This is a genomic window from Paenibacillus terreus (assembly GCF_042138595.1).
Classification (GTDB): domain Bacteria; phylum Bacillota; class Bacilli; order Paenibacillales; family Paenibacillaceae; genus Paenibacillus; species Paenibacillus terreus.
On the sequence record NZ_JBHIRX010000005.1, the window covers coordinates 286032 to 306916 of the forward strand.

General features: G+C 50.6%; 18 protein-coding genes. 13 read left to right on the forward strand and 5 right to left on the reverse strand.

Annotation, left to right across the window (positions count from 1 at the left end):
• The first annotated feature begins 64 nt into the window (after positions 1 to 64).
• Positions 65 to 769, forward strand: a complete 705-nt coding sequence (locus tag ACE5KN_RS12475; protein ID WP_375523712.1) for a response regulator transcription factor — start codon at positions 65 to 67, stop codon at positions 767 to 769.
• A gap of 105 nt (positions 770 to 874) precedes the next feature.
• Here the strand turns inward: ACE5KN_RS12475 and ACE5KN_RS12480 are convergent, their stop codons facing one another.
• Together ACE5KN_RS12480 and ACE5KN_RS12485 are read right to left on the reverse strand one after the other, a co-directional pair.
• On the reverse strand, positions 875 to 1378 hold the full coding sequence (locus ACE5KN_RS12480) for a C40 family peptidase (RefSeq protein ID WP_375523713.1): 504 nt from the start codon (positions 1376 to 1378) through the stop codon (positions 875 to 877).
• 322 nt (positions 1379 to 1700) lie between these two features.
• Positions 1701 to 2342 (reverse strand): thiamine diphosphokinase, encoded by a 642-nt coding sequence (locus ACE5KN_RS12485; RefSeq protein ID WP_375523714.1) that lies wholly within the window; start codon positions 2340 to 2342, stop codon positions 1701 to 1703.
• A 389-nt stretch (positions 2343 to 2731) separates the two neighbouring features.
• On the opposite strand from ACE5KN_RS12485, the gene ACE5KN_RS12490 reads away from it, so the two are divergent.
• Together ACE5KN_RS12490 and ACE5KN_RS12495 are read left to right on the forward strand one after the other, a co-directional pair.
• A complete protein-coding gene (locus tag ACE5KN_RS12490; RefSeq protein WP_375523715.1) occupies positions 2732 to 3391 on the forward strand; it encodes a trimeric intracellular cation channel family protein in 660 nt (219 codons plus the stop codon).
• Positions 3392 to 3396: 5 nt separating this feature from the next.
• Positions 3397 to 3861, forward strand: a complete 465-nt coding sequence (locus tag ACE5KN_RS12495; RefSeq protein WP_375523716.1) for a low molecular weight protein-tyrosine-phosphatase — start codon at positions 3397 to 3399, stop codon at positions 3859 to 3861.
• A 212-nt stretch (positions 3862 to 4073) separates the two neighbouring features.
• Here ACE5KN_RS12495 and ACE5KN_RS12500 read toward each other — a convergent pair whose 3' ends face one another.
• A complete protein-coding gene (locus tag ACE5KN_RS12500; RefSeq protein WP_375523717.1) occupies positions 4074 to 4808 on the reverse strand; it encodes an alpha/beta hydrolase in 735 nt (244 codons plus the stop codon).
• Between the two features lie 255 nt (positions 4809 to 5063).
• On the opposite strand from ACE5KN_RS12500, the gene pdhA reads away from it, so the two are divergent.
• The 8 genes from pdhA to ACE5KN_RS12540 all read left to right on the forward strand — a co-directional run bounded on the left by pdhA (position 5064) and on the right by ACE5KN_RS12540 (position 16819).
• Entirely contained in the window at positions 5064 to 6131 is a 1068-nt protein-coding gene (gene pdhA, locus ACE5KN_RS12505; protein ID WP_375523718.1) for a pyruvate dehydrogenase (acetyl-transferring) E1 component subunit alpha, read from the forward strand.
• A 97-nt stretch (positions 6132 to 6228) separates the two neighbouring features.
• Entirely contained in the window at positions 6229 to 7209 is a 981-nt protein-coding gene (locus tag ACE5KN_RS12510; protein WP_375523719.1) for an alpha-ketoacid dehydrogenase subunit beta, read from the forward strand.
• 88 nt (positions 7210 to 7297) lie between these two features.
• A complete protein-coding gene (locus tag ACE5KN_RS12515) occupies positions 7298 to 8941 on the forward strand; it encodes a 2-oxo acid dehydrogenase subunit E2 (protein WP_375523720.1) in 1644 nt (547 codons plus the stop codon).
• A 3-nt stretch (positions 8942 to 8944) separates the two neighbouring features.
• Positions 8945 to 10366 (forward strand): dihydrolipoyl dehydrogenase, encoded by a 1422-nt coding sequence (gene lpdA / locus ACE5KN_RS12520; RefSeq protein WP_375523721.1) that lies wholly within the window; start codon positions 8945 to 8947, stop codon positions 10364 to 10366.
• A gap of 298 nt (positions 10367 to 10664) precedes the next feature.
• Positions 10665 to 11459, forward strand: coding sequence for a thymidylate synthase (gene thyA, locus ACE5KN_RS12525; RefSeq protein ID WP_375523722.1), 795 nt, complete (start codon positions 10665 to 10667; stop codon positions 11457 to 11459).
• A 54-nt stretch (positions 11460 to 11513) separates the two neighbouring features.
• Positions 11514 to 11999: a dihydrofolate reductase gene (locus tag ACE5KN_RS12530; RefSeq protein ID WP_375523723.1), complete on the forward strand. Its 486-nt coding sequence runs from the start codon at positions 11514 to 11516 to the stop codon at positions 11997 to 11999.
• A gap of 549 nt (positions 12000 to 12548) precedes the next feature.
• Positions 12549 to 14036, forward strand: a complete 1488-nt coding sequence (locus ACE5KN_RS12535) for a glutamate synthase subunit beta (protein ID WP_375523724.1) — start codon at positions 12549 to 12551, stop codon at positions 14034 to 14036.
• A 539-nt stretch (positions 14037 to 14575) separates the two neighbouring features.
• Positions 14576 to 16819 carry a type IA DNA topoisomerase gene (locus ACE5KN_RS12540; RefSeq protein ID WP_375523725.1) on the forward strand — a complete coding sequence of 748 codons (2244 nt, stop codon included), beginning with the start codon at positions 14576 to 14578 and terminating at the stop codon, positions 16817 to 16819.
• A 19-nt stretch (positions 16820 to 16838) separates the two neighbouring features.
• On the opposite strand, the gene ACE5KN_RS12545 is transcribed toward ACE5KN_RS12540, so the two are convergent.
• Together ACE5KN_RS12545 and ACE5KN_RS12550 are read right to left on the reverse strand one after the other, a co-directional pair.
• Positions 16839 to 17600 (reverse strand): HAD family hydrolase, encoded by a 762-nt coding sequence (locus tag ACE5KN_RS12545; RefSeq protein ID WP_375523726.1) that lies wholly within the window; start codon positions 17598 to 17600, stop codon positions 16839 to 16841.
• 41 nt (positions 17601 to 17641) lie between these two features.
• Positions 17642 to 18559: an ArsR family transcriptional regulator gene (locus tag ACE5KN_RS12550; protein WP_375523727.1), complete on the reverse strand. Its 918-nt coding sequence runs from the start codon at positions 18557 to 18559 to the stop codon at positions 17642 to 17644.
• Positions 18560 to 18871: 312 nt separating this feature from the next.
• Between ACE5KN_RS12550 and ACE5KN_RS12555 the strand changes: the two genes are divergently transcribed.
• Both ACE5KN_RS12555 and ACE5KN_RS12560 read left to right on the forward strand, forming a co-directional pair.
• A complete protein-coding gene (locus ACE5KN_RS12555) occupies positions 18872 to 20035 on the forward strand; it encodes an MFS transporter (RefSeq protein WP_375523763.1) in 1164 nt (387 codons plus the stop codon).
• Between the two features lie 112 nt (positions 20036 to 20147).
• Entirely contained in the window at positions 20148 to 20873 is a 726-nt protein-coding gene (locus ACE5KN_RS12560) for a phosphonate ABC transporter ATP-binding protein (RefSeq protein ID WP_375523728.1), read from the forward strand.
• Positions 20874 to 20885 lie beyond the last annotated feature (12 nt).

Below are 20885 nucleotides of genomic sequence, written 5' to 3' on the forward strand. Positions count from 1 at the left end.
CTATGGGCAGGTGTTCATAGTTATCACTAGGCTGTTTTGCAGAGCAACAGAAATCAGGTGACGCATGGAAGAATGTATTTTGCTCGTTGGCGGGGAGAGCCGGGAACAAATGCGGGAAGGATTGCGGAAAGCGGGATATCGTGTAATCCATTTGTACAGCGCGCAGGAAGCCGTGGATCGTGTTGACAACCTCGAGTTCCAGCTGCTGCTGCTCGACACAGAGCTGCCTTCGTTGGAGGCGGATCGGCTGCTGCTTGGGATCAATGATGAAATAAGGCGCATTCCCGTCATCATGATTACGGTTTCCTGGGATGCCGATAAGATCGTTCAATGCTTTGACCGGGGGGCTCATGACGTGGTGGCCGGGGAAGTGCCGGAAAAAGTGCTGCTTGCCCGCATCAAAAATTTGCTTCTTATCTTTCGCGGGGCCAATCAATTGAACAGCCGCATCAGGGTGGCGGATTTGACGATTGACAGAGGCCTGTGGATCGTCAAAAGAGGAGAAGAGCGGATCGGGCTGACGGCGAAGGAGTTTGAGCTCCTGTGGTATCTTGCACTGCACGTAAATCAGGCTTGCAGCAGACAGCAGATTTTGAAGCATGTATGGAGGCATGAATTTATTGCGGACACTAATGTAGTGGACGTATATATACGGCATCTTCGCCTCAAGATTGACTATGGATATAAGCATAAGCTGATACGTACGGTACGCGGTGTGGGTTACCTTCTTCAGGAGCCCGCAGCAGGAAATTCCGATTCCACGCCATAAGCTGATTACAGTATGACATCAGTGATGGACAGGACAGCGTCTCACAACATACAAAAGAGGTGTCCAAGGTATAAACCTTTTGGACACCCCTTTTGTATATATGAATTACAATACACGGCGTGCGAACAGATAGGTTCTCTTCCAGTTCCCTTTGTTCAAATCGGAGACGGTTACGCCTGGCGAACCGTAAGTGTGCAGAATTTTACCGTTTCCTGCATACACGGCAACGTGAGTCACGTTTTTACCGTTCGCACGGCTGCCGCTGGAGAAGAAGATCAGATCGCCGGCACGGAGATTGGATTTCGAGACATATTTGCCTTCCTTCGATTGCTGGGCGGAAGTGCGGGGGAGATCCACCCCATAATGCCCGAAGATGTGTTTCATGAAAGAAGAGCAGTCGAATTTTTTCGTCGTGGTAGTAGTAGCTCCAAAGTCATATGGAGTGCCCATGTATTGTTTGCCATAATTGACGATTTGTTGACCTTTGGATACTGCGGTGGCGGAAGCCGCCTGAACGCTTGGAGTTTCGAATGCTGCGACGGCACCAAAGCCGATGGAAGCAACGATCCCTACAGAGATGACTTTCTTGAACAAGCTGTTGAAATTCATGGTATATTTGTACCTCCAAAAGTATTAGTCATTCGTGATGAATGCTTGGCCTCTTGCAGGACTGAGTATAACAGTTTTGTAACCTCCCAGATTTTAGGTGATTCGGCCTCATCCCTTGTCTGCCAAGGCTTTAAGTATGATTATTAAAAAACTGTTAAAATTACTGTAATAGGATGAAGTAGTAAGGAAATGGGTAAACAAAAAAGGCTAAAACCTTGTTGATCCAAGGTTTTTAGCCTTTTTTGACACATGAAATTCGTTAAAAGACGATTACAAAAATGTAATCTTTACTTATAAAAATGTAACCAATATAGAAATGTAATCAATCTTTGCTTTGGATGATAAGCAGTATGCCGCTCTCGATGGAAACCTTGCCGGCAGGTGCGGTCAGACGGTTGCTGACGCCCCGGGATTGTCCCATTTTGAGGGTTGCGTTCACCAGCGGATACATAAAGCCTTCCAGATTGATGCCTGTTACTTCAGTTGTCATCGGCAGCAGGGAGATGTAGGTATACCCCCTGTCCTCTACAACAGCTTCCGTGCCTGTCAGCATGATCCGGTTGTGCGCATCCTGGATGACACCGTGGATATGATGCTGCATGGCGCGCAGCAGCATTTGCAGATTAGCCAGTGTATGATCCATTCTAGTGCCGGTAGCGCCAAGCAGCAGCACCTCTCCAATCTGTTCTTCAATCGCCAGTTCAAGCGCAAGCTCCGTGTCGGTAAGATCCTTGTGGACAGGATCACAGCTGATGAGACGCTTGCTGTATTCCTCAATCTTGACCCGCTGCTCCGGCAAAACGGAATCGAAATCGCCCACCGCGATATCAGGACGGACTCCGTGCTCCACCAGATATAACGCTCCGCGGTCCGCACCGATAATCAAGTCGCCATCCCTGATTTCGGACCAGTCATCCGCGGACAGTGCTCCGCCGGTAAATATGATTGCTCTCCTGGTGCTCATGAGCCACATCTCCTCTGAAAAAATTACACTATAGATTAGAGGTTGTTTAAAAAGTCAGCTTTTGATCACGAAGTCAATCAGGAAGCGGACTCGACATCGAATCTTGAATTCAGCCGGGCCTTCCGGGGCTCACGTACCCCAAGTACGCTCCGCTCCTCAGTCCCTATCTTCATCCAACTCAAGCGTTTTGAAAAAACGCACTTCGGAAGCATACGCTTCGGTGCTGAAAACCTGACTTTTTAAACACACACTTTAGTATAACCTGGATAATTATCGCTTGCACAATTTCCCTTGATTTCGCTACAATGGGGAAGTGAAAAAGTTGACAGACAAAGTAAGGAATTTAACAAAAACAGACAGACAGGAGAGAAAGGGAGAGAAGCAAGCCGTTGGAATTACACATCTTTGAATGGTTCAGCATTATCGGTACGATTGCCTTTGCCATGTCCGGGGCTATCGTGGCGATGGAGGAAGAATACGATATTTTGGGCGTGCTTGTGCTGGGGCTTGTGACGGCATTCGGGGGAGGAGTCATCCGCAATATTCTCATTGGCGTTCCGGTGACTACGCTTTGGAGTCAGGGAATGCTCATTACGCTGGCCGTTATTTCTATAGTTATCGCATTTATGCTGCCTTACGAATGGATCAGGCACTGGAAACGAACAGAAGCGCTGTTCGATGCCGTCGGCCTGGCCGCATTTGCCATTCAGGGGGCGCTGTATGCCACCCAGATGAACCATCCTGTCATTGCCGCCGTGGTTGCTGCCTTTTTGACAGGAACGGGGGGTGGCATGATTCGCGACCTGTTGGCCGGTCGCAAACCGCTCGTGCTGCGGGACGAGATTTATGCCGTATGGGCCATGCTGGCCGGGCTGGCGGTAGGAACCGGATTTGCGGACCGCCCGGCAGAGCTGATCATGCTTTTTATAGGCGTTGTAGTATTTCGTATGCTTTCCGTGTATTATAAATGGAAACTTCCGCGGCGATCGCTGCGCCGTCCGTCGGAAACAGAGCCGGGAGCGGTTGACTTGCGGGTTCAGAAAGGATAAGAAGCATGATTCGAGTATTATTTGTATGTCTGGGCAACATTTGCAGATCTCCCATGGCGGAAGCTGTGTTAAGACACAAGGCCGCGCTGCGGGGGCTGCAGGGGGACATTCAAGTCGATTCGGCCGGGACAGGCAACTGGCACATCGGCAAGCCGCCGCATGAAGGGACGCTCAGACAGCTTAAGCTGCATGGAATCAGCAGCGAAGGGCTGATTGCCCGGCAGATGCAGACGCAGGATTTTAAGCAATTCGACTATATCATTTGCATGGACGATTCCAATGAGCAAAACTTGCGCAAGCTTCCGGGAGGAAAGGAGGCGGAAATCCTGAAATTTATGGATCTGCTTCCCGACGAGCCGCTCCGCGAGGTTCCTGACCCGTATTTTTCAGGCAACTTTGAGGAGACCTACAGATTAATTGATTTGGGGTGCGAGGTCCTTCTGGACAAGATTGTAAGCGAAAAGCTATAATATGGTCGTATGATGACAAAAGGGATAAACGGCAGCAGTGCCGTTTTTTCTGTTGTTTGGATGAAAGCGTAACCATGGATTGAACGCCGGAGAAATGAAAATCCCGGCCAATAGACCGGGAAAGGGGGCAGCCAAACAGATTTTCAATTTTCTGCAAAATTTGGCGTTTAAGGAAGACTGGGCAGCGGGTATTGGTAGGTAGACCATGCTCATTATGCCAGTCCGAGAAAATAGCTCAGCGCGCCGGGCAGCTCGTTTTGCCAAAAGCCCCAAACATGCTTGCCGTCCTTCTCGCGATAGGAAACCGTGGCGCCCCGTTCTCTGAGCAGGTCTGCCGTCTTGCGGTTAATATCGACAAAATCGTAGGTTCCGGAATCGCTTTGAAATTCCGTTTCCTGCAGGCCGACCGTCATCCAGACTTCCAGATAGGACAAGTTCTGTTCACGGGCGATAAGCTCGCGTGATTTCTCGTAGTAGGCACCGGACAGGCTGATAACCCTTGTAAACAGCTCAGGGTACATCAGGGCCAGATGCAGCGAGACGCTGCCGCCGAGGGAATCCCCGGCAAGCACCCGCTCAGAGGCTTCTTGTCTGATCGGATACTTGTCCTCGATATAAGGAACAATTTCCTTGGCAAAGCAGGAGGTATAGGCCTCAAACAAGCTGCCAAAGGGAGCGTACTCCTGTGTCCGTATGGATGTATCGACTTCTACGCCTACAATGATGAATGGCTCCACCCCTTCATCCAGAATGAGTCTGTTGGCATGGGTGGCGATTCGTCCGAAATTGAAAAACTCCTCTCCGTCCTGGCAGTAGACGACAGGATAACTCAAAATCTCGTTATAGCCAGGCGGAAGATAGATTCGGAGATTGCGTTTTGCGTTCAAAAACCGGCTCTGGATTTCTTCTTTGAGAATCGTTCTTTTCAGGTAGCGGGAATCCGTCATGCTTCGTCACCTTTCGCGGGTATTTTTTTGCAATCATGATCACAATAAGTTAAGATAACCGTGGTTGCAAAGACTGGTTAAATTTTAAAAGATGTACTATGCTGTTACAGTAAAATTTCGATCCTGTTATACATACACCATTTGCACAAAACAAATAAAAATGGCGGATATCTTTGACTCAAGAGGTAAAACAGGTGTATAATAATTCTATAACAGCGGAACTTGATATTCAAATTTTTTGTTGAGGTGAAGAAAATGAGCAAGGTTCCTTACGAAGTGTACACGGAGGAAGTGGAAGCTCTTTCCGTGCTTTCGCCGGAAGGTGAAATTATTAATGAAAAGATGATGCCTAAACTTACCGACGATCAATTGAAAGAAATTATGTACCGCATGGTATTTACCCGCACCTGGGACGACCGCGCCGTCAACCTTGGACGCCAGGGCCGCCTCGGCTTCTACGCTCCGGTATCCGGCCAGGAAGCAACGATGGTCGGCAGTGAGTATGCGCTGGAGAAAGAAGACTTTATCGCACCAGGCTACCGTGATATGCCGCAAATCGTATGGCATGGTCTGCCGCTGTATCAAGCATTCCTGTATTCGCGCGGACATCAGCATGGCGGTCAAATTCCTGAAGGTGTTAACGTATTGATGCCGCAGATTATTATCGGGGCACAAATTCTGCATGCGATGGGTATTGCAATGGGCTTCAAGCTCAAAAAGCAAAAACAAGTCGTCATTACATACACGGGCGACGGCGGCTCCTCCGAGGGCGATTTCTACGAAGGTCTTAACTATGCTGGGGTTTACAAGCTTCCGGTTATTTTCTTCGTGCAAAACAACGGTTATGCCATTACTACGCCATTCTCCAAACAAACAGCTGCCCTGTCCATCGCTCATAAAGCGGTTGCAGCCGGTATCAAAGGCGTAAAAATTGACGGTATGGACGTGCTTGCCGTTATCAAAGCGGTTCAGGAAGCTGCTGAACGCGGACGTAACGGTGAAGGCGCTACACTGATCGAAGCGGTCACTTACCGTTTCCGTCCGCATTCCCTTTCGGACGATGCCAGCAAATACCGTACGAAAGAAGAAGAAGGAGAATGGAGCGAGAAGGATCCGATTGCACGTCTGGCCAAGTATCTTGAGAAAAAAGGCCTGTGGACGGAAGAGGACACTGAGCGCGTGAAAGAAGAAGCCAAGGCGAAAGTCAACGAAGAGATCAAGAAAGCCGAGAAAACGGAGAAAATGACGGTTCCGGGCCTGATTGACAGTATGTTCGAGCATACGCCAAAGCACCTGGAAGAACAAAAAGCTGATTTTCAATAATTCACCGCTATAACCTGTACCGGGAACGCAGCCGGTTCGGTTCATGATGGATAAGGTACGAATGTGATCTGTTAATGTTTAAGGAGGATATGAAGCAATGGCACAAATGAACATGAAAGAAGCGATTCGCGACGCGCTGCGCGTTGAACTGAAGCGTGATCCGAACGTCATTCTTTTCGGTGAAGACGTAGGTAATGTAGGCGGCGTGTTCCGCGCTACAGAAGGTTTGCAGAAGGAATTTGGCGAAGAGCGTGTATTCGATACACCGCTGGCTGAATCCGCTATTGGCGGCCTTGCGGTAGGTCTGGGCATTCAGGGCTTCCGCCCGGTTGCGGAAATCCAGTTCGTAGGCTTTATTTTTGAAGCTCTTGACCAAATGGCCGTTCAAGCGGCACGCATGCGTTACCGTTCCGGCGGTCGCTACAACTCCCCGATCGTATTCCGTACACCTTACGGCGGCGGCGTAAAAGCGGCTGAGCTGCATACAGACGCACTGGAAGGTCTGCTTGCTCAGACTCCGGGCATCAAGGTCGTTATCCCATCCAATCCTTACGATGCCAAAGGTCTGATGATCGCAGCGATCCGCGATAACGACCCTGTATTCTTCATGGAGCACTTGAACCTCTACCATGCATTCCGTGATGAAGTGCCAGAGGGTGACTACACGGTTGAACTGGGTAAAGCGAAAGTGGTTCGTGAAGGTTCTGATGTTACGATCATTACTTACGGCATGATGGTTCATACATCCGTCAAAGCTGCTGAAGAGCTTGAGAAAACAAAAGGCATCAAGGTGGAAGTTATCGACCTGCGTACGGTTGCTCCGATCGACATCGACACCATCGTAGCTTCGATCAAGAAAACCAACCGTGCCATTGTTGTGCAGGAAGCTCAGAAGAGTGCCGGCGTAGGTGCTGAGGTCGTTGCCCAAATCAATGAAAAAGCCATTCTTCATCTCGAAGCTCCTGTGCTGCGTATTGCTCCGCCGGATACGGTTTATCCTTTTGCGCAAATCGAGGATTCGTGGCTTCCAACCCCTGCCCGTATCATTGACGGGGTCAACAAAGTGTTGGAATTTTAATTAGAGCTCACAGTAAGAGGATTTCGGCTGTTCCTGGCGATAAGAGCAAGGAATGGCCAAACCCGGATTAAATTGGGAGGTTTTGAACGTGGCAAATTTTGAATACAAATTCCCGGAGCTTGGTGAAGGCCTGCATGAAGGCGAAATCATCAAGATGCATATCAAACCCGGCGATAAGGTGACAGACGACGACATCATTATGGAAGTGCAAAATGATAAGGCTGTCGTAGAGGTTCCTTGTCCAGTGAACGGTACAGTGAAAGAAGTGTTCGCAAAAGACGGCGACGTATTTAACGTTGGCCAGGTTGTAGCGATCATCGATGCAGAGGGCGATGTGCCTGAGCAGGAAGAAGCAACTGCAGGCAGTCATGCCGTACAGGAAAAGGATGCCGCTCAAGGCGGAGCCAATACAACATCTTCTCCTGCAACAGCTAACCCTGCCGCTTCCGGAAGCTCCAAGTTTGAATACAAATTCCCTGAGCTGGGCGAAGGTCTGCATGAAGGTGAAATCATCAAAATGCACATCAAGCCAGGGGATAAAGTAACAGACGACGACATTATTATGGAAGTACAGAACGACAAGGCTGTTGTGGAAGTCCCTTGTCCTGTGAACGGAACTGTCGCTGAAGTGTTCGCGAAGGACGGCGATGTATTCCATGTAGGTCAAGTGGTAGCCATTATCGACGCAGAAGGCGAGCTTCCCGAACAGGAAGGCGGAGCAGCAGCTCCAGCTGCTGCCGAAGCGCCTGCTGCAGCTAAAGCAGCTCCTGCTCCTGCGGCAGCATCCAACAGAGAAGTGCTTGCTACACCTAGTGTTCGTAAATTTGCCCGTGAGCAAGGCGTGGATATTTCCCTTGTGAACGGAAGCGGCAAAAACGGCAAAGTAACCAAAGAAGACGTTCAAGCCTTCAAAAACGGCGGCGGCCAAGCGGCTCCTACTGCGGCAGCTCCGGCTGCACAAACGGCAGCGCCTGCAGAAGCGAAGCCGGCAGCTCAGAAAGCTGCAGCTCCGGCAGCGGCAGATCAGCGTCTTGAAGAAGAGCGTGTGCCGTTCAAAGGCATCCGTAAAGCAATCTCCAATGCGATGGTTAAATCCGCTTATACGGCTCCGCACGTTACACTTATGGACGAAGTGGACGTAACCGAGCTGGTGGCATTCCGTACACGCATGAAGCCGATTGCTGAGAAGAAAGGCGTAAAAGTAACGTATCTGCCGTTCATCGTGAAGGCGCTCGTTGCTGCTTCCCGTCAGTTCCCGGCTCTGAATGCCATGATCGATGAAGAAGCAAACGAAATTGTATACAAAAAATACTACAATATCGGTATTGCGACAGATACGGATAACGGTCTGATCGTGCCGGTCATCAAAGATGCGGACCGCAAGAGCATCTGGATGATCGCTGATGCCATCCGCGATCTCGCTTCCCGCGGTCGTGAAGGCAAGCTGACTCCTGCGGAAATGAGAGGCAGCACGATTTCCATCACCAACATCGGTTCTGCAGGCGGCATGTTCTTTACACCAATCATCAACTTCCCTGAAGTGGCTATCCTCGGAACAGGCCGCATCAGTGAAAAACCTGTTGTGAAAAACGGTGAAATTGTGGCAGCTCCTGTTATGGCACTGTCCCTGAGCTTCGACCACCGTATTATCGATGGTGCAACTGCGCAAAACTTCATGAACTATATCAAACAGCTGCTCGCCAACCCTGAGCTGCTGGTTATGGAGGTGTAATCAATGGTAGTAGGAGACGCTTCTCTGGATATTGATACATTGGTCATCGGTGCGGGACCTGGCGGTTATGTAGCCGCCATCCGCGCTGCGCAACTGGGTCAAAAGGTGTTGATCGTGGATAAATCGGAGCTCGGCGGCGTGTGCTTGAACCGCGGCTGCATTCCGTCCAAAGCCCTGATCTCCGCAGCCCATCAGTACGAAAACGCACTGCACGCCGATTTCTTCGGCGTGTCGGTGGGTGACGTTAAAGTGGACTTCACCAAAACGCAGGAGTTCAAGGAAAGTGTCGTTAAGAAAATGACCAGCGGTGTAAGCGCGCTGCTCAAAGGCAACAAAGTGGAAATCTTCAACGGTGAGTGCATGTTCATTAACCAAAACGAAGCGCGTGTGTTCAATGATCATGAATCTCCGCGTTACCGTTTCAAAAACTGCATCATCGCTACCGGTTCCCGTCCAATCGAGCTGAAGCCATTCCCGTTTGGCGGACGCATTCTGTCTTCGACAGAAGCGCTGAACCTGCCTGAAGTCCCGAAGAGCCTGATCGTGATCGGCGGTGGCTACATCGGTGCTGAGCTGGGTCAAATGTACTCCAAATTTGGCACAAAAGTGACTATCATCGAAGGTATGGATACCGTTCTGCCTGGCTTTGATAAAGATATGACTTCACTTGTTGCGAAGAACATGAAGAAAACGAACATCGAAATCGTAACAGGCGCCAAAGCCGAAAGCGCTGAGCAAACAGACAAAGACGTTACTGTGAAGTACTCCGTAAATGGCGAGAGCAAAGAAGTAACGGCTGAATACCTGCTTGTTACAGTTGGACGCCGTCCAAACACGGATGGTGAGCTGGGTCTTGATCTGATTGAAGTGGAATTGGACGAGCGCGGTTTTGTAAAAGTGGATCATCAAGGTCGCACTAATCATAAGCATATTTTCGCTATCGGTGATATTGTTGCAGGTCCTGCACTGGCGCACAAAGCTTCCTATGAGGGTAAAGTGGCGGCTGAAGCCATTGCCGGCATGCCTTCCGTAGTGGACTACAAGTGCATTCCTGCTGTAGTATTTACAGATCCTGAATGCGCAAGCGTAGGCTACAGCGAGCAGCAGGCCAAAGACAAAGGCCACAAAGTAAAAACCGGTAAATTCTCTTATGCTGCGAACGGCCGTGCCGTTTCCCTGAACGGCGCCGAAGGCTTCGTGAAAATCGTGGCTGATGAAGAAACCGGTCTTGTACTGGGTGCGCAAATCGTAGGTATTGAGGCATCCAACCTCATCGCCGAGCTGGGTCTTGCCATTGAAATGGGAGCTACGCTGGAAGATATCGCTCTTACCATCCATGCGCATCCTACACTGGGTGAGCTGGTTGCCGAGGCAGCTGAAGTGGTATTGGGTCATCCAATCCATACCATGGTTCCTCGCCGCTAATTCTTACACGTATTATATATTTTGCACAGAGCAGAGAACGCCAAGGGCGTTCTCTGTTTTTTTAAGATTCAGAAAGTATAAACTTCTTGCTATATGCTTCCTGGAATCGCAAGAAAAACTACTGCTAAACGCGGTCTGCCCCTCTATGAATGTACGTCGATAGACGTTTTTTTCATCTGGAGCGAGTCGGCGGCTCATGGTACACTAAGAGTCAGGATATTTATAAGCGATGACGTGATCTGGTGAAACCGGACGAATGCTGTCATGCACAATGTTTGCACGAAAAGGGGTATGCGTAGTGAAAAATTATTTGGAATTGCTGAAGGATATTATGGAGCATGGAACGGACAAGAATGATCGTACGGGTACGGGAACCCGTTCCGTTTTCGGCAGGCAGCTCCGGTTTGATCTGTCAGAAGGGTTTCCGCTCGTGACGACAAAAAGAATCCATCTGAAATCGGTCATTCATGAGCTGCTCTGGTTTTTGCGCGGCGACACCAATATAGCTTATTTGAAGGAGCATGGCGTTACAATCTGGGATGAATGGGCGGATGAGAACGGTGATCTCGGTCCAGTATACGGCTCGCAATGGCGCACCTGGGAAACGCCGGACGGAAGAACGATTGACCAGATTGCCAATGTTATCGATTCGATCAAGAACAATCCGGACTCGCGCAGGCATATGGTGAGCGCGTGGAATGTTGCGGAAATCGAGCGGATGAAGCTGCCGCCATGCCACTTTGTATTTCAATTTTACGTTGCGGACGGCAAACTCTCCTGCATGCTGACGATGCGTTCGGTGGATACCTTCCTGGGACTGCCTTTTAATATCGCAAGTTATGCTCTGCTTACACATATGGTTGCCCAGCAGTGCGGCCTTGAAGTGGGCGAATTTATCTGGTCCGGCGGGGACGTGCATATTTATTCAAATCATTTCGAGCAGGTGCGCACACAGCTGCAGCGCGAGCCTTATCCGCTGCCAAAGCTGGTGATCAAGCGGAAGCCTGATTCGATTTTCGATTATACCTTTGAAGATTTTGAGTTTGTGAACTACCAGCATCATCCGGGGATCAAGGCGCCAGTGGCGATTTAAAGTCGGCAGAACTGCCGCAGACAAGCCTTTTGGGGTGTGAAAGGGGGGACTTGCATGAGTATTTCCATGATATGGGCAATGGATAAGAACAGAACGATTGGACGGAATAATGCTCTCCCATGGAGACTGCCGCGGGATATGGCATTTTTTAAGGAACAGACACTTAACAAAACGGTGCTGATGGGCCGCAAGACGTGGGAATCCTTCGGCGGCCGAAGCCTGCCGCAGCGCAACAATGTCGTTCTGACCCGTGATTCTGATTATACCGCGAATGGAGCGGATGTGATTCACAGCCTTGACGAAGGGCTGAAGCTGGCCGAGCGGGAGCAGCTTATGATTATCGGGGGGGCTGAGATTTACAAGCTGTTCTGGCCTTATGCCGACGAGCTGATTGTAACTCATATTGATGAAGCTTTCGAGGGAGATACCGTCTTTCCGGATCTGGATTGGAGCGCCTGGGAGGTTGTGCGCGAAATTCCGGGCATAATGGACGAGAAGAACCCTTACCGGTATCGCTTTGTTTTTTATGAAAGAGCATAATTGCTGGAAGGCGAAACTTATAGTGCGTGTTCAAAAAGTCAGGTTTTCAGCACCGAAGCGTATGCTTCCGAAGTGCGTTTTTTCAAAACGCTGGAGTTGGATGAAACTAGGGACTGAGGAGCGGAGCGTACTTGGGGTACGTGAGCACCTGAAATGTTTCCGCAGGAAACATGCTTCGGAAGCATCCGCTTAGTCCCGGTTGAATTCAAGATTCGATGTCGAGTCCGCTTCCTGATTTCCTTCGTGATCAAAAGATGACTTTTTGAACTACCTCTCAAGACCAAATAAATATGCGACTTTTCTATTTATTATACAGAACTGGGTATGGTATACTATTTGAAATATTTATTGATGTGATTGAAAATACATTTCGCTTTTCGCTAAAAAGTTGCACAGTATTTCAACACTTTTCTGCTTTATTGTGTTACAATGAATCAAATTTGGTTCAATTAAGTTTTACCGTTTCATATTCCTGAGCGTCCTTCATATGAGGGGGGTGCGGAATGTTCGCGAAGCGGGCACAGATAAGAGGAGATGGGGGAACGTAAGATGTCTACACCAACAGGGTTTATGGAGTATAAAAGACAGCTTCCTGCAGACCGCGACCCGCTGGAACGGGTTAAGGACTGGGAGGAGTTCCATAAGCATTTGAGCGAAGAAGAATTGCGCACACAGGGTGCACGTTGCATGGACTGCGGAACCCCTTATTGCCATACAGGCTTGGATATGGCCGGCAGCACATACGGCTGTCCTGTTCATAACCTCATTCCCGAGTGGAACAATCTTGTATACCGCGGACTCTGGAAAGAGGCCCTGGACCGTCTGCACAAGACGAACAACTTTCCGGAATTCACGGGGCGTGTCTGTCCCGCTCCATGCGAGGGTTCATGTACCGTCGGTCTGATCGGACAGCCCGTGACGATCAAGACCATTGAAGAAGCGATTATTGAGAAGGGCTTTGAAGAAGGCTGGGTCGTTCCCAATCCGCCTGAGAAGCGCACAGGCAAGCGCGTAGCAGTCGTCGGGTCCGGTCCAGCGGGACTGGCAGCCGCCGCCCAGTTGAATAAAGCGGGCCACACTGTAACCGTATACGAGCGTGCCGACCGTGTAGGTGGACTGCTGACGTACGGCATTCCAAGCATGAAGCTGGATAAAAAGGTGGTACAGCGGCGTGTGGAGCTGCTGGAGGCGGAAGGAATTCAGTTTATTACCGGAACGGAAATCGGCAAGGACATTCCGGCACAGCAGTTGGTTGATGACTATGATGCGGTGGTATTATGCGGTGGCGCAACGAAGCCAAGAGAATTCAACATTGAGGGAAGTAATCTGAACGGTGTGCATTATGCGATGGACTACCTGAACGGAACGATCAAGAGCTACCTGGATTCAGGTCTGCAGGACGGTAAGTTCATCAATGCCGAAGGCAAGGACGTTATTGTTATCGGCGGCGGCGACACCGGCTCGGACTGTGTAGCTACAGCGCTGCGTCATGGCTGCCGCAGTGTAACCCAATTCGGTACGCATAGCAAAGCGCCGCTGGAGCGGGATCCCATCGCCAATCCGTGGCCGCAATTCCCGAATGTGTACCAGCTTGATTACGCACAGGAGGAAGCAAAAGCCATTTTCGGCGATGATCCGCGCGAGTTCTCCATCATGACAACGAAATTTGTCGGGGATGAGAACGGCAACCTGAAGGAACTGCATACGGTACAGATTCAGCGTATTGTAGACGAAACAGGACGCAAGATCTATCAGCCGATCCCTGGCACAGAGCGTGTATTCCCTGCGCAAGTGGCCTTGATTGCCATCGGTTTTGACGGTCCTGAGCAAACCATCATCGAACAGGTAGGCTTGGAAACGGACCGCCGTTCCAACGTGAAAGCCCGTTACGGCAAATATGTAACGAACGTGGATAAAGTGTTCGCTGCTGGCGACATGCGCCGCGGCCAAAGTCTGGTCGTCTGGGCGATCCACGAAGGAAGAGAAGTGGCCCGTGAAGTGGATAAATATTTGATGGGCTCCTCTGTATTGGTGTAAAATTTTATCCATAGCTATCATTCTATTTCTCGAGACTCTGCTTAGGCGGAGTCTTTTTTGCACCTTTGTTGTCATTTAATATAACACATAAATCTTGCCTTAGCCACAAAATATATGAGGAAAACAAAAAACAATTGAAAAATCAAAATTCATCCCGTGAATATGTATTTTTTATGTTATTTAATATGACTCATACGTAACTTAGAGGCGGTTTACCTCTTCTTTAGAAGGAACGGTTTATGTGGTATAATGGGCTGTATTCATGGCATGAAGCTTTCTTTAAGAGGTAGTTCAAAAAGTCATCTTTTGATCACGAAGGAAATCAGGAGGCGGACTCGACATCGAATCTTGAATTCAGCTGGGCCTTCCGGGGCTCACGTACCCCAAGTACGCTCCGCTCCTCAGTCCCTGCTTCATCCAACCTTCTTGGTGCTGAAAACCTGACTTTTTGAACACGCACTTTATACGAAAGCTTTTTTTGCTTCTAAACGGAAAGGGCCAGCCTGCTGAAGTGCAGGAGGCCAGGGAGGAAGAAATGGATGAAGACGCTGGTGATCGCCGAGAAACCCGATATGGGAAGGACGATAGCGGCTGTGATCGAACCGCGTGCCAAGAACAACCGCACCTATTTGGAAGGAGAACGTTATATTATAACCTGGGCCATCGGCCATTTGCTGGGACTTGCTGAGCCGGATGCTTATGATCCGAAGTACAAGCGCTGGAATATCAATGATTTGCCCATTATACCGCAGCATTTCAAAATTGTGCCCAATCCGAAGACAAAAGATCAGCTGAAAACGATCGGGGAACTGGCCAAGCGCTGCAATGCCATCGTAAACGCTTGTGACGCGGGGCGTGAAGGACAGTATATTTTTGCTTTAATACAGCAGCAGCTGAAATTGCGGCAGCCCGTAAAGCGGCTGTGGATTTCGGATTTGACGGCTGAAAGTATTTCACAGGGCTTCGCGAATATGAAGGATGCTGCGGAGTACGACAACCTGACGCTTGCGGCCCGGGCGCGCAGTGAAGCCGATTGGCTGATCGGCATGAATGCTTCGCGCGCTTTTACGACCAGACATAATGCGCTCTTGTCTGTAGGCAGGGTGCAGACGCCTGTGCTGGCCTTGATCTATGACCGCGAGAAGGAGATTGCCGCGTTTGAAAGCCAGACCTTTTATGAGGTGCTGGGCTTTTTTAAGCAGGGACAGACCGAATATAAAGGGATATGGCAGGGAGACCGCCTGACCGAGCAGGAGAAGGCGGCTGACATTGCCGCCGCGGTCAAAGGTAAAACAGGCAGTATTGCCAAATATGAAGTGAAGCCGACGAAGGAATATCCTTTCAAGCTGTATGATTTGACCCTGCTGCAGCGTGAGGCCAACGCCAAGTACGGATATTCGGCCAAGAAAACGCTGGATCTGGCACAGGCATTGTACGAACGCCATAAGGTCATTTCTTACCCGCGGACGAACTCTAATTATGTAACCGAGCAAAATATCGAAGGCATGCACAAAACGCTTCATATGCTGAAATCCGGCCCGTACGCGGAGCTTGCGCACAATGCCAATACGGGGCTGGTTCACAAGCAAAACAAATCGGTCTGCAATCCGGCCAGGGTTGAAGATCACCATGCGATTCTGCCAACCTTAAAGAAAGCGGGTACGCTCAGCAAGGATGAACAGAACATTTATGATCTGGTGGTACGCCGCTTTTTGTCCCATTTTTATCCGCCGGCGGAGTACAAGGTGCACACCGTGCTGACGCGGGTGGAGCAGCATACCTTCAAAACAGGCATTAAGGAGCTCGTTTCACTGGGCTGGAAGATCGTGCTTGAGGCTGCTGCAACGGACAAGGAGAAGAAGTCAGGCAAACGCGGTAAAAAGGATGAGGAGGAAGAGACGGAGGAGTGGACGGAAGGGCATTTCGAGCTCGACCCCGCCCAGTCAGCCCATTGCATGAAATCGGAAGTGAAGGAGAAAGCGACCCAGCCGCCTAAAAGCTACACGGAGGGCACGTTGCTGAAAGCAATGGAGAGTGCGGGCAAGCAGATGGAGGATGAGGAGCTGCGTGAAGTGATGAAGGATGCGGGCCTCGGCACACCAGCCACCCGGGCTGCCACTATTGAACGGCTCAAGCAGGTCGGTTATATCGAGATGAAGGGCAAGCGCATCCTCATTACGGAAAAGGGAAAAACGGCCATCGAGCTGATCCGGCACGCCGGGGTTGAGCTGCTGGCGAGTCCGGAAATGACCGGACAATGGGAACGCAGATTGAACCAGATTTCCAAGGGTGAAGCTGCCCAGGAAAAGTTCATGGAAAATGTAAAGAAGTTCACTTTTTCGGTCATTGAAAAGGTTAGAAAACAGGCGCCTGCCGCGGCGGATTCCTTCGGTGCGGACCGAGGCAATCGGACACGCAAGGGCCGTACAAGCGGCTCCGGAAGAGGGAGAACCGAAAGTGCAAAAAGTGCCCGCAGCGCCTCCGCATCAGCGACCCTTGTGGCTGAGCGCACGAAGCTTGGGGACTGCCCCCGCCCGGGCTGCGGCGGCACGATTATCGAAGGCCGCAAAGGCTACGGCTGCACTCATTTCAAGCAGGGCTGCGGGTTCGTCATCTGGAAGGAATACAAGGGCAAAAGCGTATCGGAAGCGATGCTGAAATCGCTGCTGAGCAAAGGCCAGACCCAGCTGTTGACGTTCAAGCGCAGTGACGGTTCGGCCGTTAAGGCCAGAATTGTACTGGAGGATGCGCCGACGGGCAAGCTGGGCGTGAGAAGGGAATAAATGAAAACAGAAAGGACCCCTAACCAAGGGTCCTTTTTTGCTGGTGAATTTGAATGCTTTCATGAATGACGCGGGGAACTTCCGTTAGGGTTTTGATCGTATACATGACAGAGGCAGGCTTCTGCTGTAGCTCCACCATGTTATAGACCCATTCCTTTTCCTGCTTCAGATAAATCGCATGGATTCCCGCTTCAAGCGCAGGTGAAACGTCTGTACGGAGTGAATTGCCGATCATCCAGGTCACGCTGCGGTCAAACCGGTTCGTCCGTAAAATCTCTTCCAATGCTTGTATATTTTTGTGTTGGCGGATGAAAATGCGGTCATCAAAATATTTGGACAGCTTTATCTGATCGATCTTGCGCTGCTGGATTGCCGTTTCCCCGCCGGTATATAGGTAAAGTGTATGGCCAGCCTTGCGCAGGGATTCAAGGGTTTCCACCATACCCGGGTATGGCTCCACTTCCTGATCATATACGCTTCTTCCCAACAGAAGGAGCTGCTCCTCCTCCGTTTGGACATAACTGCGTTGGTAAGCATCGCAGAAATAATGGTACGTTTCAACCAATGAGCGGGGAAAATGCTCGCTGGCAAAACCAAGCTTGTGCACGCCCGCGACATCAATTTCGATCTGCTTGTCGCGGATTTCCTCGGTCGTCAGTCCTTCACCCGCAAACCAATCCAGCAATGTCTCATAAAACTGGTCAAGAATCATATCGAAGTATTTGTTACAGTATACTAGCGTATCGTCTAAATCAAATATAATTTGTTGCCGTGTGATCATAAACTGTTGATTTCCTCCCTGACGGCCGGATAAGAGGCTGCTCAAATCCGGACGTACGATTCCAAAAACATTTGCAAGTCTGAGGTGCCCTCGGGGCGGATGCTGAACTTTTCCTTGCCGTAACGGCCGATGTGAATGCGCAGCAGCCCGGCCACCCGCAAAATCATCAAATCAGACATCAGTTCTTCATCCGCCTGCTTTAAATCCCGGCGCATATCGGACAGCGATTTCGGTTCGCCGGCAAAATAACGGAGCAGCCGCAGACGCTGCGGATCCGCAACAGCCCGGGTCAATCTCAGTAAAATGGTAGGCGGCTCATCCTCATTCTCCTCGGGGATATCCACCGGGTACTGAATCAGCAGCATCCGGCTGTAGAAGCAGTACGTATTGATCGGCCGGTTATGCGCGCTCGGGAAAAGGACGACCGTATCCAGATCCTGCAGCGGCGGAACCACCAATCCAGACGTGGCGTACTCTACCAGTGCATCGGGGTCCATTTTGCCAAGCAGCATTTTTTTCTCCTCGGCATCCTCAAACGCGATGGCCCGCAGTTCCCCTTCCTGCTGGCGGAAGTACTCCTTGTCCCAGGCGCGGAGCAGGGGGGTGTAAGTACGGCGGATTCTGACGGATTCCTCCGGAGTCAGGAAAGGCAGATGATGGAAGACCCGCTCAAACAGCAGCTGGTCGTCACTGCTCTCCAGATAGGCCAGAAAATCGGCGATTTCATCAAAACCCGGCCTTGTAAAGGCCCATGCATACAGAACATCGTAATCATTAAAGGGCAGATCTCTGGCTGTATCGATGGCTTGTTTGGCATCAGAAGATAGTTTGTTATCAACCTGCTCAATCCATGCGGTTCCCACATCCAGATCCCGGACCCATTTTTTGGTGACGTATACCATAAAGCTTCCGAGCAGCTCATAAATCGGAGATGCGTCAATTTTGACCTCGTAGCTCATGCGACAAAATGCCTCCTGTCAGACAGCCTGCTATTGCAACCTTGAAATAATTGCGTCAACATTCATTATCGCTTGTTTTGCCGGACGTTGTCCACTATAATGTGAACTAGTCTGTCTATTGAATGTACATAATCGGATGAGTTTATTCAACTAAGCTCTGGTTGCATTGCAACCTGCACCGAATAACCGTGTCGTCATCAGTAACCCGGCTTACTGAAATCATCAGTGAATCCGGGTCCGGATGACGATTTATTTTTGTATGGCCAGGGGGTTACTTTTTTGTCGTCATCTTCACAGAAAGAGCAATCATCCATGAGACTTCAATATTTTATTCTCATATCCGTCATTATCGCCGCCGGTCTGAGCCAGGGGCTCCTCCTGCCTGTACTGTCCATTTATCTGGAAAACATGGGCGTGTCGTCGTCGCTCAACGGGCTGAACGCCGCCGCTTTGTATATCGGGTCCTTCGGGATGACTCTGATTGCGGAAAGGGTGCTGGGCAGGGTCGGCTTCAAAAGACTGATGGCTGCCGGGCTCTCGCTTGTGCTGGTAACGCTGATGATGTTTCCGCTCATTCCCGATGTGAGGCTGTGGTTTCTGCTGCGTCTTGCCGTAGGCATCGGCGACAGTGCGGTGAATTACGCGGCCCAGCTCTGGGTGCTGCTGATGACACCTGCCGAGCACAGGGGGCGAAATATTTCATTTTACGGCATGTCGTACGGTCTCGGGTTCAGCATCGGGCCGCTTGGCATCAAGCTGCTGGATTACGGGGAGCTGACGCCGTTTGCGGTTCTTTCCGTTTTGTTCGTCCTGGTGCTTCTGCTCGTCCTGTGGAAGCTGCCGGACTCCAGACCGCTCAAGCAGGAGGGAGAAGAGAAGCGGGCCGGACGTTTCAGATTCAGCTACACATGGGCTTGGTACGCGCTGCTGCCCGCATTGCTGTACGGTTATATGGAAGCCAGCCTGAACAGCAATTTTCCGGTATATGGACTGCGCACCGGCATGGATAGCGGGCAAATTTCAACGCTGCTGCTATGTGTAGGCCTGGGCGGGCTGCTGCTGCAGATGCCGCTTGGCCTGCTGAGCGACCGGCTGGGGCGCAAAAGGATTCTGATGTTCACCGGAATCGCAGGAGGGCTGATGTTCATGCTGGTGCCGCTGGCCGGCACCCAATTTGGCTGGAATCTGCTGCTGCTGACGGTTGCGGGCGGCCTGGTCGGCTCTTTTTTCTCGCTTGGTCTCGCCTATGCGGCTGATATTTTGCCGAAATCGCTGCTGGCTGCAGCCAACGTCATCGCTTCCTTTCATTTCAGTCTGGGCAGCATTGTCGGTCCTAATATCGGGGGCGCCGTGCTTGATTTTGGGCCGATGGGCGGCATGTTCTGGCTGCTAGGCGGAAGCTATGTAGTCTTCGGCCTGCTAGGCGGACTGTTCAGACGGTCTGTTGCCAAAGATATCGCGAACACGATGCATTGAACAATATGTTTCTGGAACATTTGTTTGCATGGAAATTAATCTATGTTTACAATAAACTTAAGTGGAAGCAGGTTCTAAAATTCGTTGGTGCGGACAGAAGGGGAAATAGCCGATGATCAGAATAAGGCAGCTGACCAAACATGTTGGAGCGGACAGAATTCCGGTGCTCCGCAATATAAGCGCGGACATCCAGGCGGGTGAATTTATTGCGCTTGTCGGACCAAGCGGCAGCGGGAAGAGCACATTGCTGCGCTGTCTGGCGCTGAAGGAAGCGTGGGACAGCGGCAGTTTAATGATAGATGGGGAAGATGTCCTGAAGAACGGAATTTCGGGCAAATTAAAGCTGCGGCGGGAGTGGGCATTTCTGGAGCAGAATCCTTATGTGAATCTGAACCGGAGCGCACTTAAAAACGTATTGATCGGCAGAGCTGGCCAAACTCCCGTCTGGCGCATGCTTACGGGCATGGTCCGTTCCGATGATTATATGGGAGCGATGGATACGCTTGAAGAGCTAGGACTGCTGGATAAAGCTCATGCCAAATGCGAGAAACTAAGCGGGGGAGAACGTCAACGGGTTGCCATAGCCCGCGCCCTGGTGCACGGCGCCAAGGTGATTTTGGCGGATGAGCCGGTGAACGGTCTTGATCCTGCCGCTGCGGACAAGGTGCTGGATACGCTGCAGGAGCTGTGCAAGCAGGAGCGGATCACCGTCATCAGCGTGCTTCCGCTGGAGGCGGCCGAACGGTTTGCTTCGCGGATCTGGGGGCTGCAGGCTGGCGAAATCGTCTTTGACGTTCATGGACGGAGATTAACTTACGGGGAGAAAAATATGCTTTGAACGGAAGTGGAT

What these genes read in the sequence shown, in the direction of transcription:
- ACE5KN_RS12475 (WP_375523712.1), top strand. Translation starts at nt 65, where the DNA reads ATGGAAGAATGTATTTTGCTCGTTGGCGGGGAGAGCCGGGAACAAATG.
- ACE5KN_RS12480 (WP_375523713.1), bottom strand. Translation starts at nt 1,378, where the DNA reads ATGAATTTCAACAGCTTGTTCAAGAAAGTCATCTCTGTAGGGATCGTT.
- ACE5KN_RS12485 (WP_375523714.1), bottom strand. Translation starts at nt 2,342, where the DNA reads ATGAGCACCAGGAGAGCAATCATATTTACCGGCGGAGCACTGTCCGCG.
- ACE5KN_RS12495 (WP_375523716.1), top strand. Translation starts at nt 3,397, where the DNA reads ATGATTCGAGTATTATTTGTATGTCTGGGCAACATTTGCAGATCTCCC.
- ACE5KN_RS12500 (WP_375523717.1), bottom strand. Translation starts at nt 4,808, where the DNA reads ATGACGGATTCCCGCTACCTGAAAAGAACGATTCTCAAAGAAGAAATC.
- pdhA (WP_375523718.1), top strand. Translation starts at nt 5,064, where the DNA reads ATGAGCAAGGTTCCTTACGAAGTGTACACGGAGGAAGTGGAAGCTCTT.
- ACE5KN_RS12510 (WP_375523719.1), top strand. Translation starts at nt 6,229, where the DNA reads ATGGCACAAATGAACATGAAAGAAGCGATTCGCGACGCGCTGCGCGTT.
- lpdA (WP_375523721.1), top strand. Translation starts at nt 8,945, where the DNA reads ATGGTAGTAGGAGACGCTTCTCTGGATATTGATACATTGGTCATCGGT.
- ACE5KN_RS12530 (WP_375523723.1), top strand. Translation starts at nt 11,514, where the DNA reads ATGAGTATTTCCATGATATGGGCAATGGATAAGAACAGAACGATTGGA.
- ACE5KN_RS12535 (WP_375523724.1), top strand. Translation starts at nt 12,549, where the DNA reads ATGTCTACACCAACAGGGTTTATGGAGTATAAAAGACAGCTTCCTGCA.
- ACE5KN_RS12540 (WP_375523725.1), top strand. Translation starts at nt 14,576, where the DNA reads ATGAAGACGCTGGTGATCGCCGAGAAACCCGATATGGGAAGGACGATA.
- ACE5KN_RS12545 (WP_375523726.1), bottom strand. Translation starts at nt 17,600, where the DNA reads ATGATCACACGGCAACAAATTATATTTGATTTAGACGATACGCTAGTA.
- ACE5KN_RS12550 (WP_375523727.1), bottom strand. Translation starts at nt 18,559, where the DNA reads ATGAGCTACGAGGTCAAAATTGACGCATCTCCGATTTATGAGCTGCTC.
- ACE5KN_RS12555 (WP_375523763.1), top strand. Translation starts at nt 18,872, where the DNA reads ATGAGACTTCAATATTTTATTCTCATATCCGTCATTATCGCCGCCGGT.
- ACE5KN_RS12560 (WP_375523728.1), top strand. Translation starts at nt 20,148, where the DNA reads ATGATCAGAATAAGGCAGCTGACCAAACATGTTGGAGCGGACAGAATT.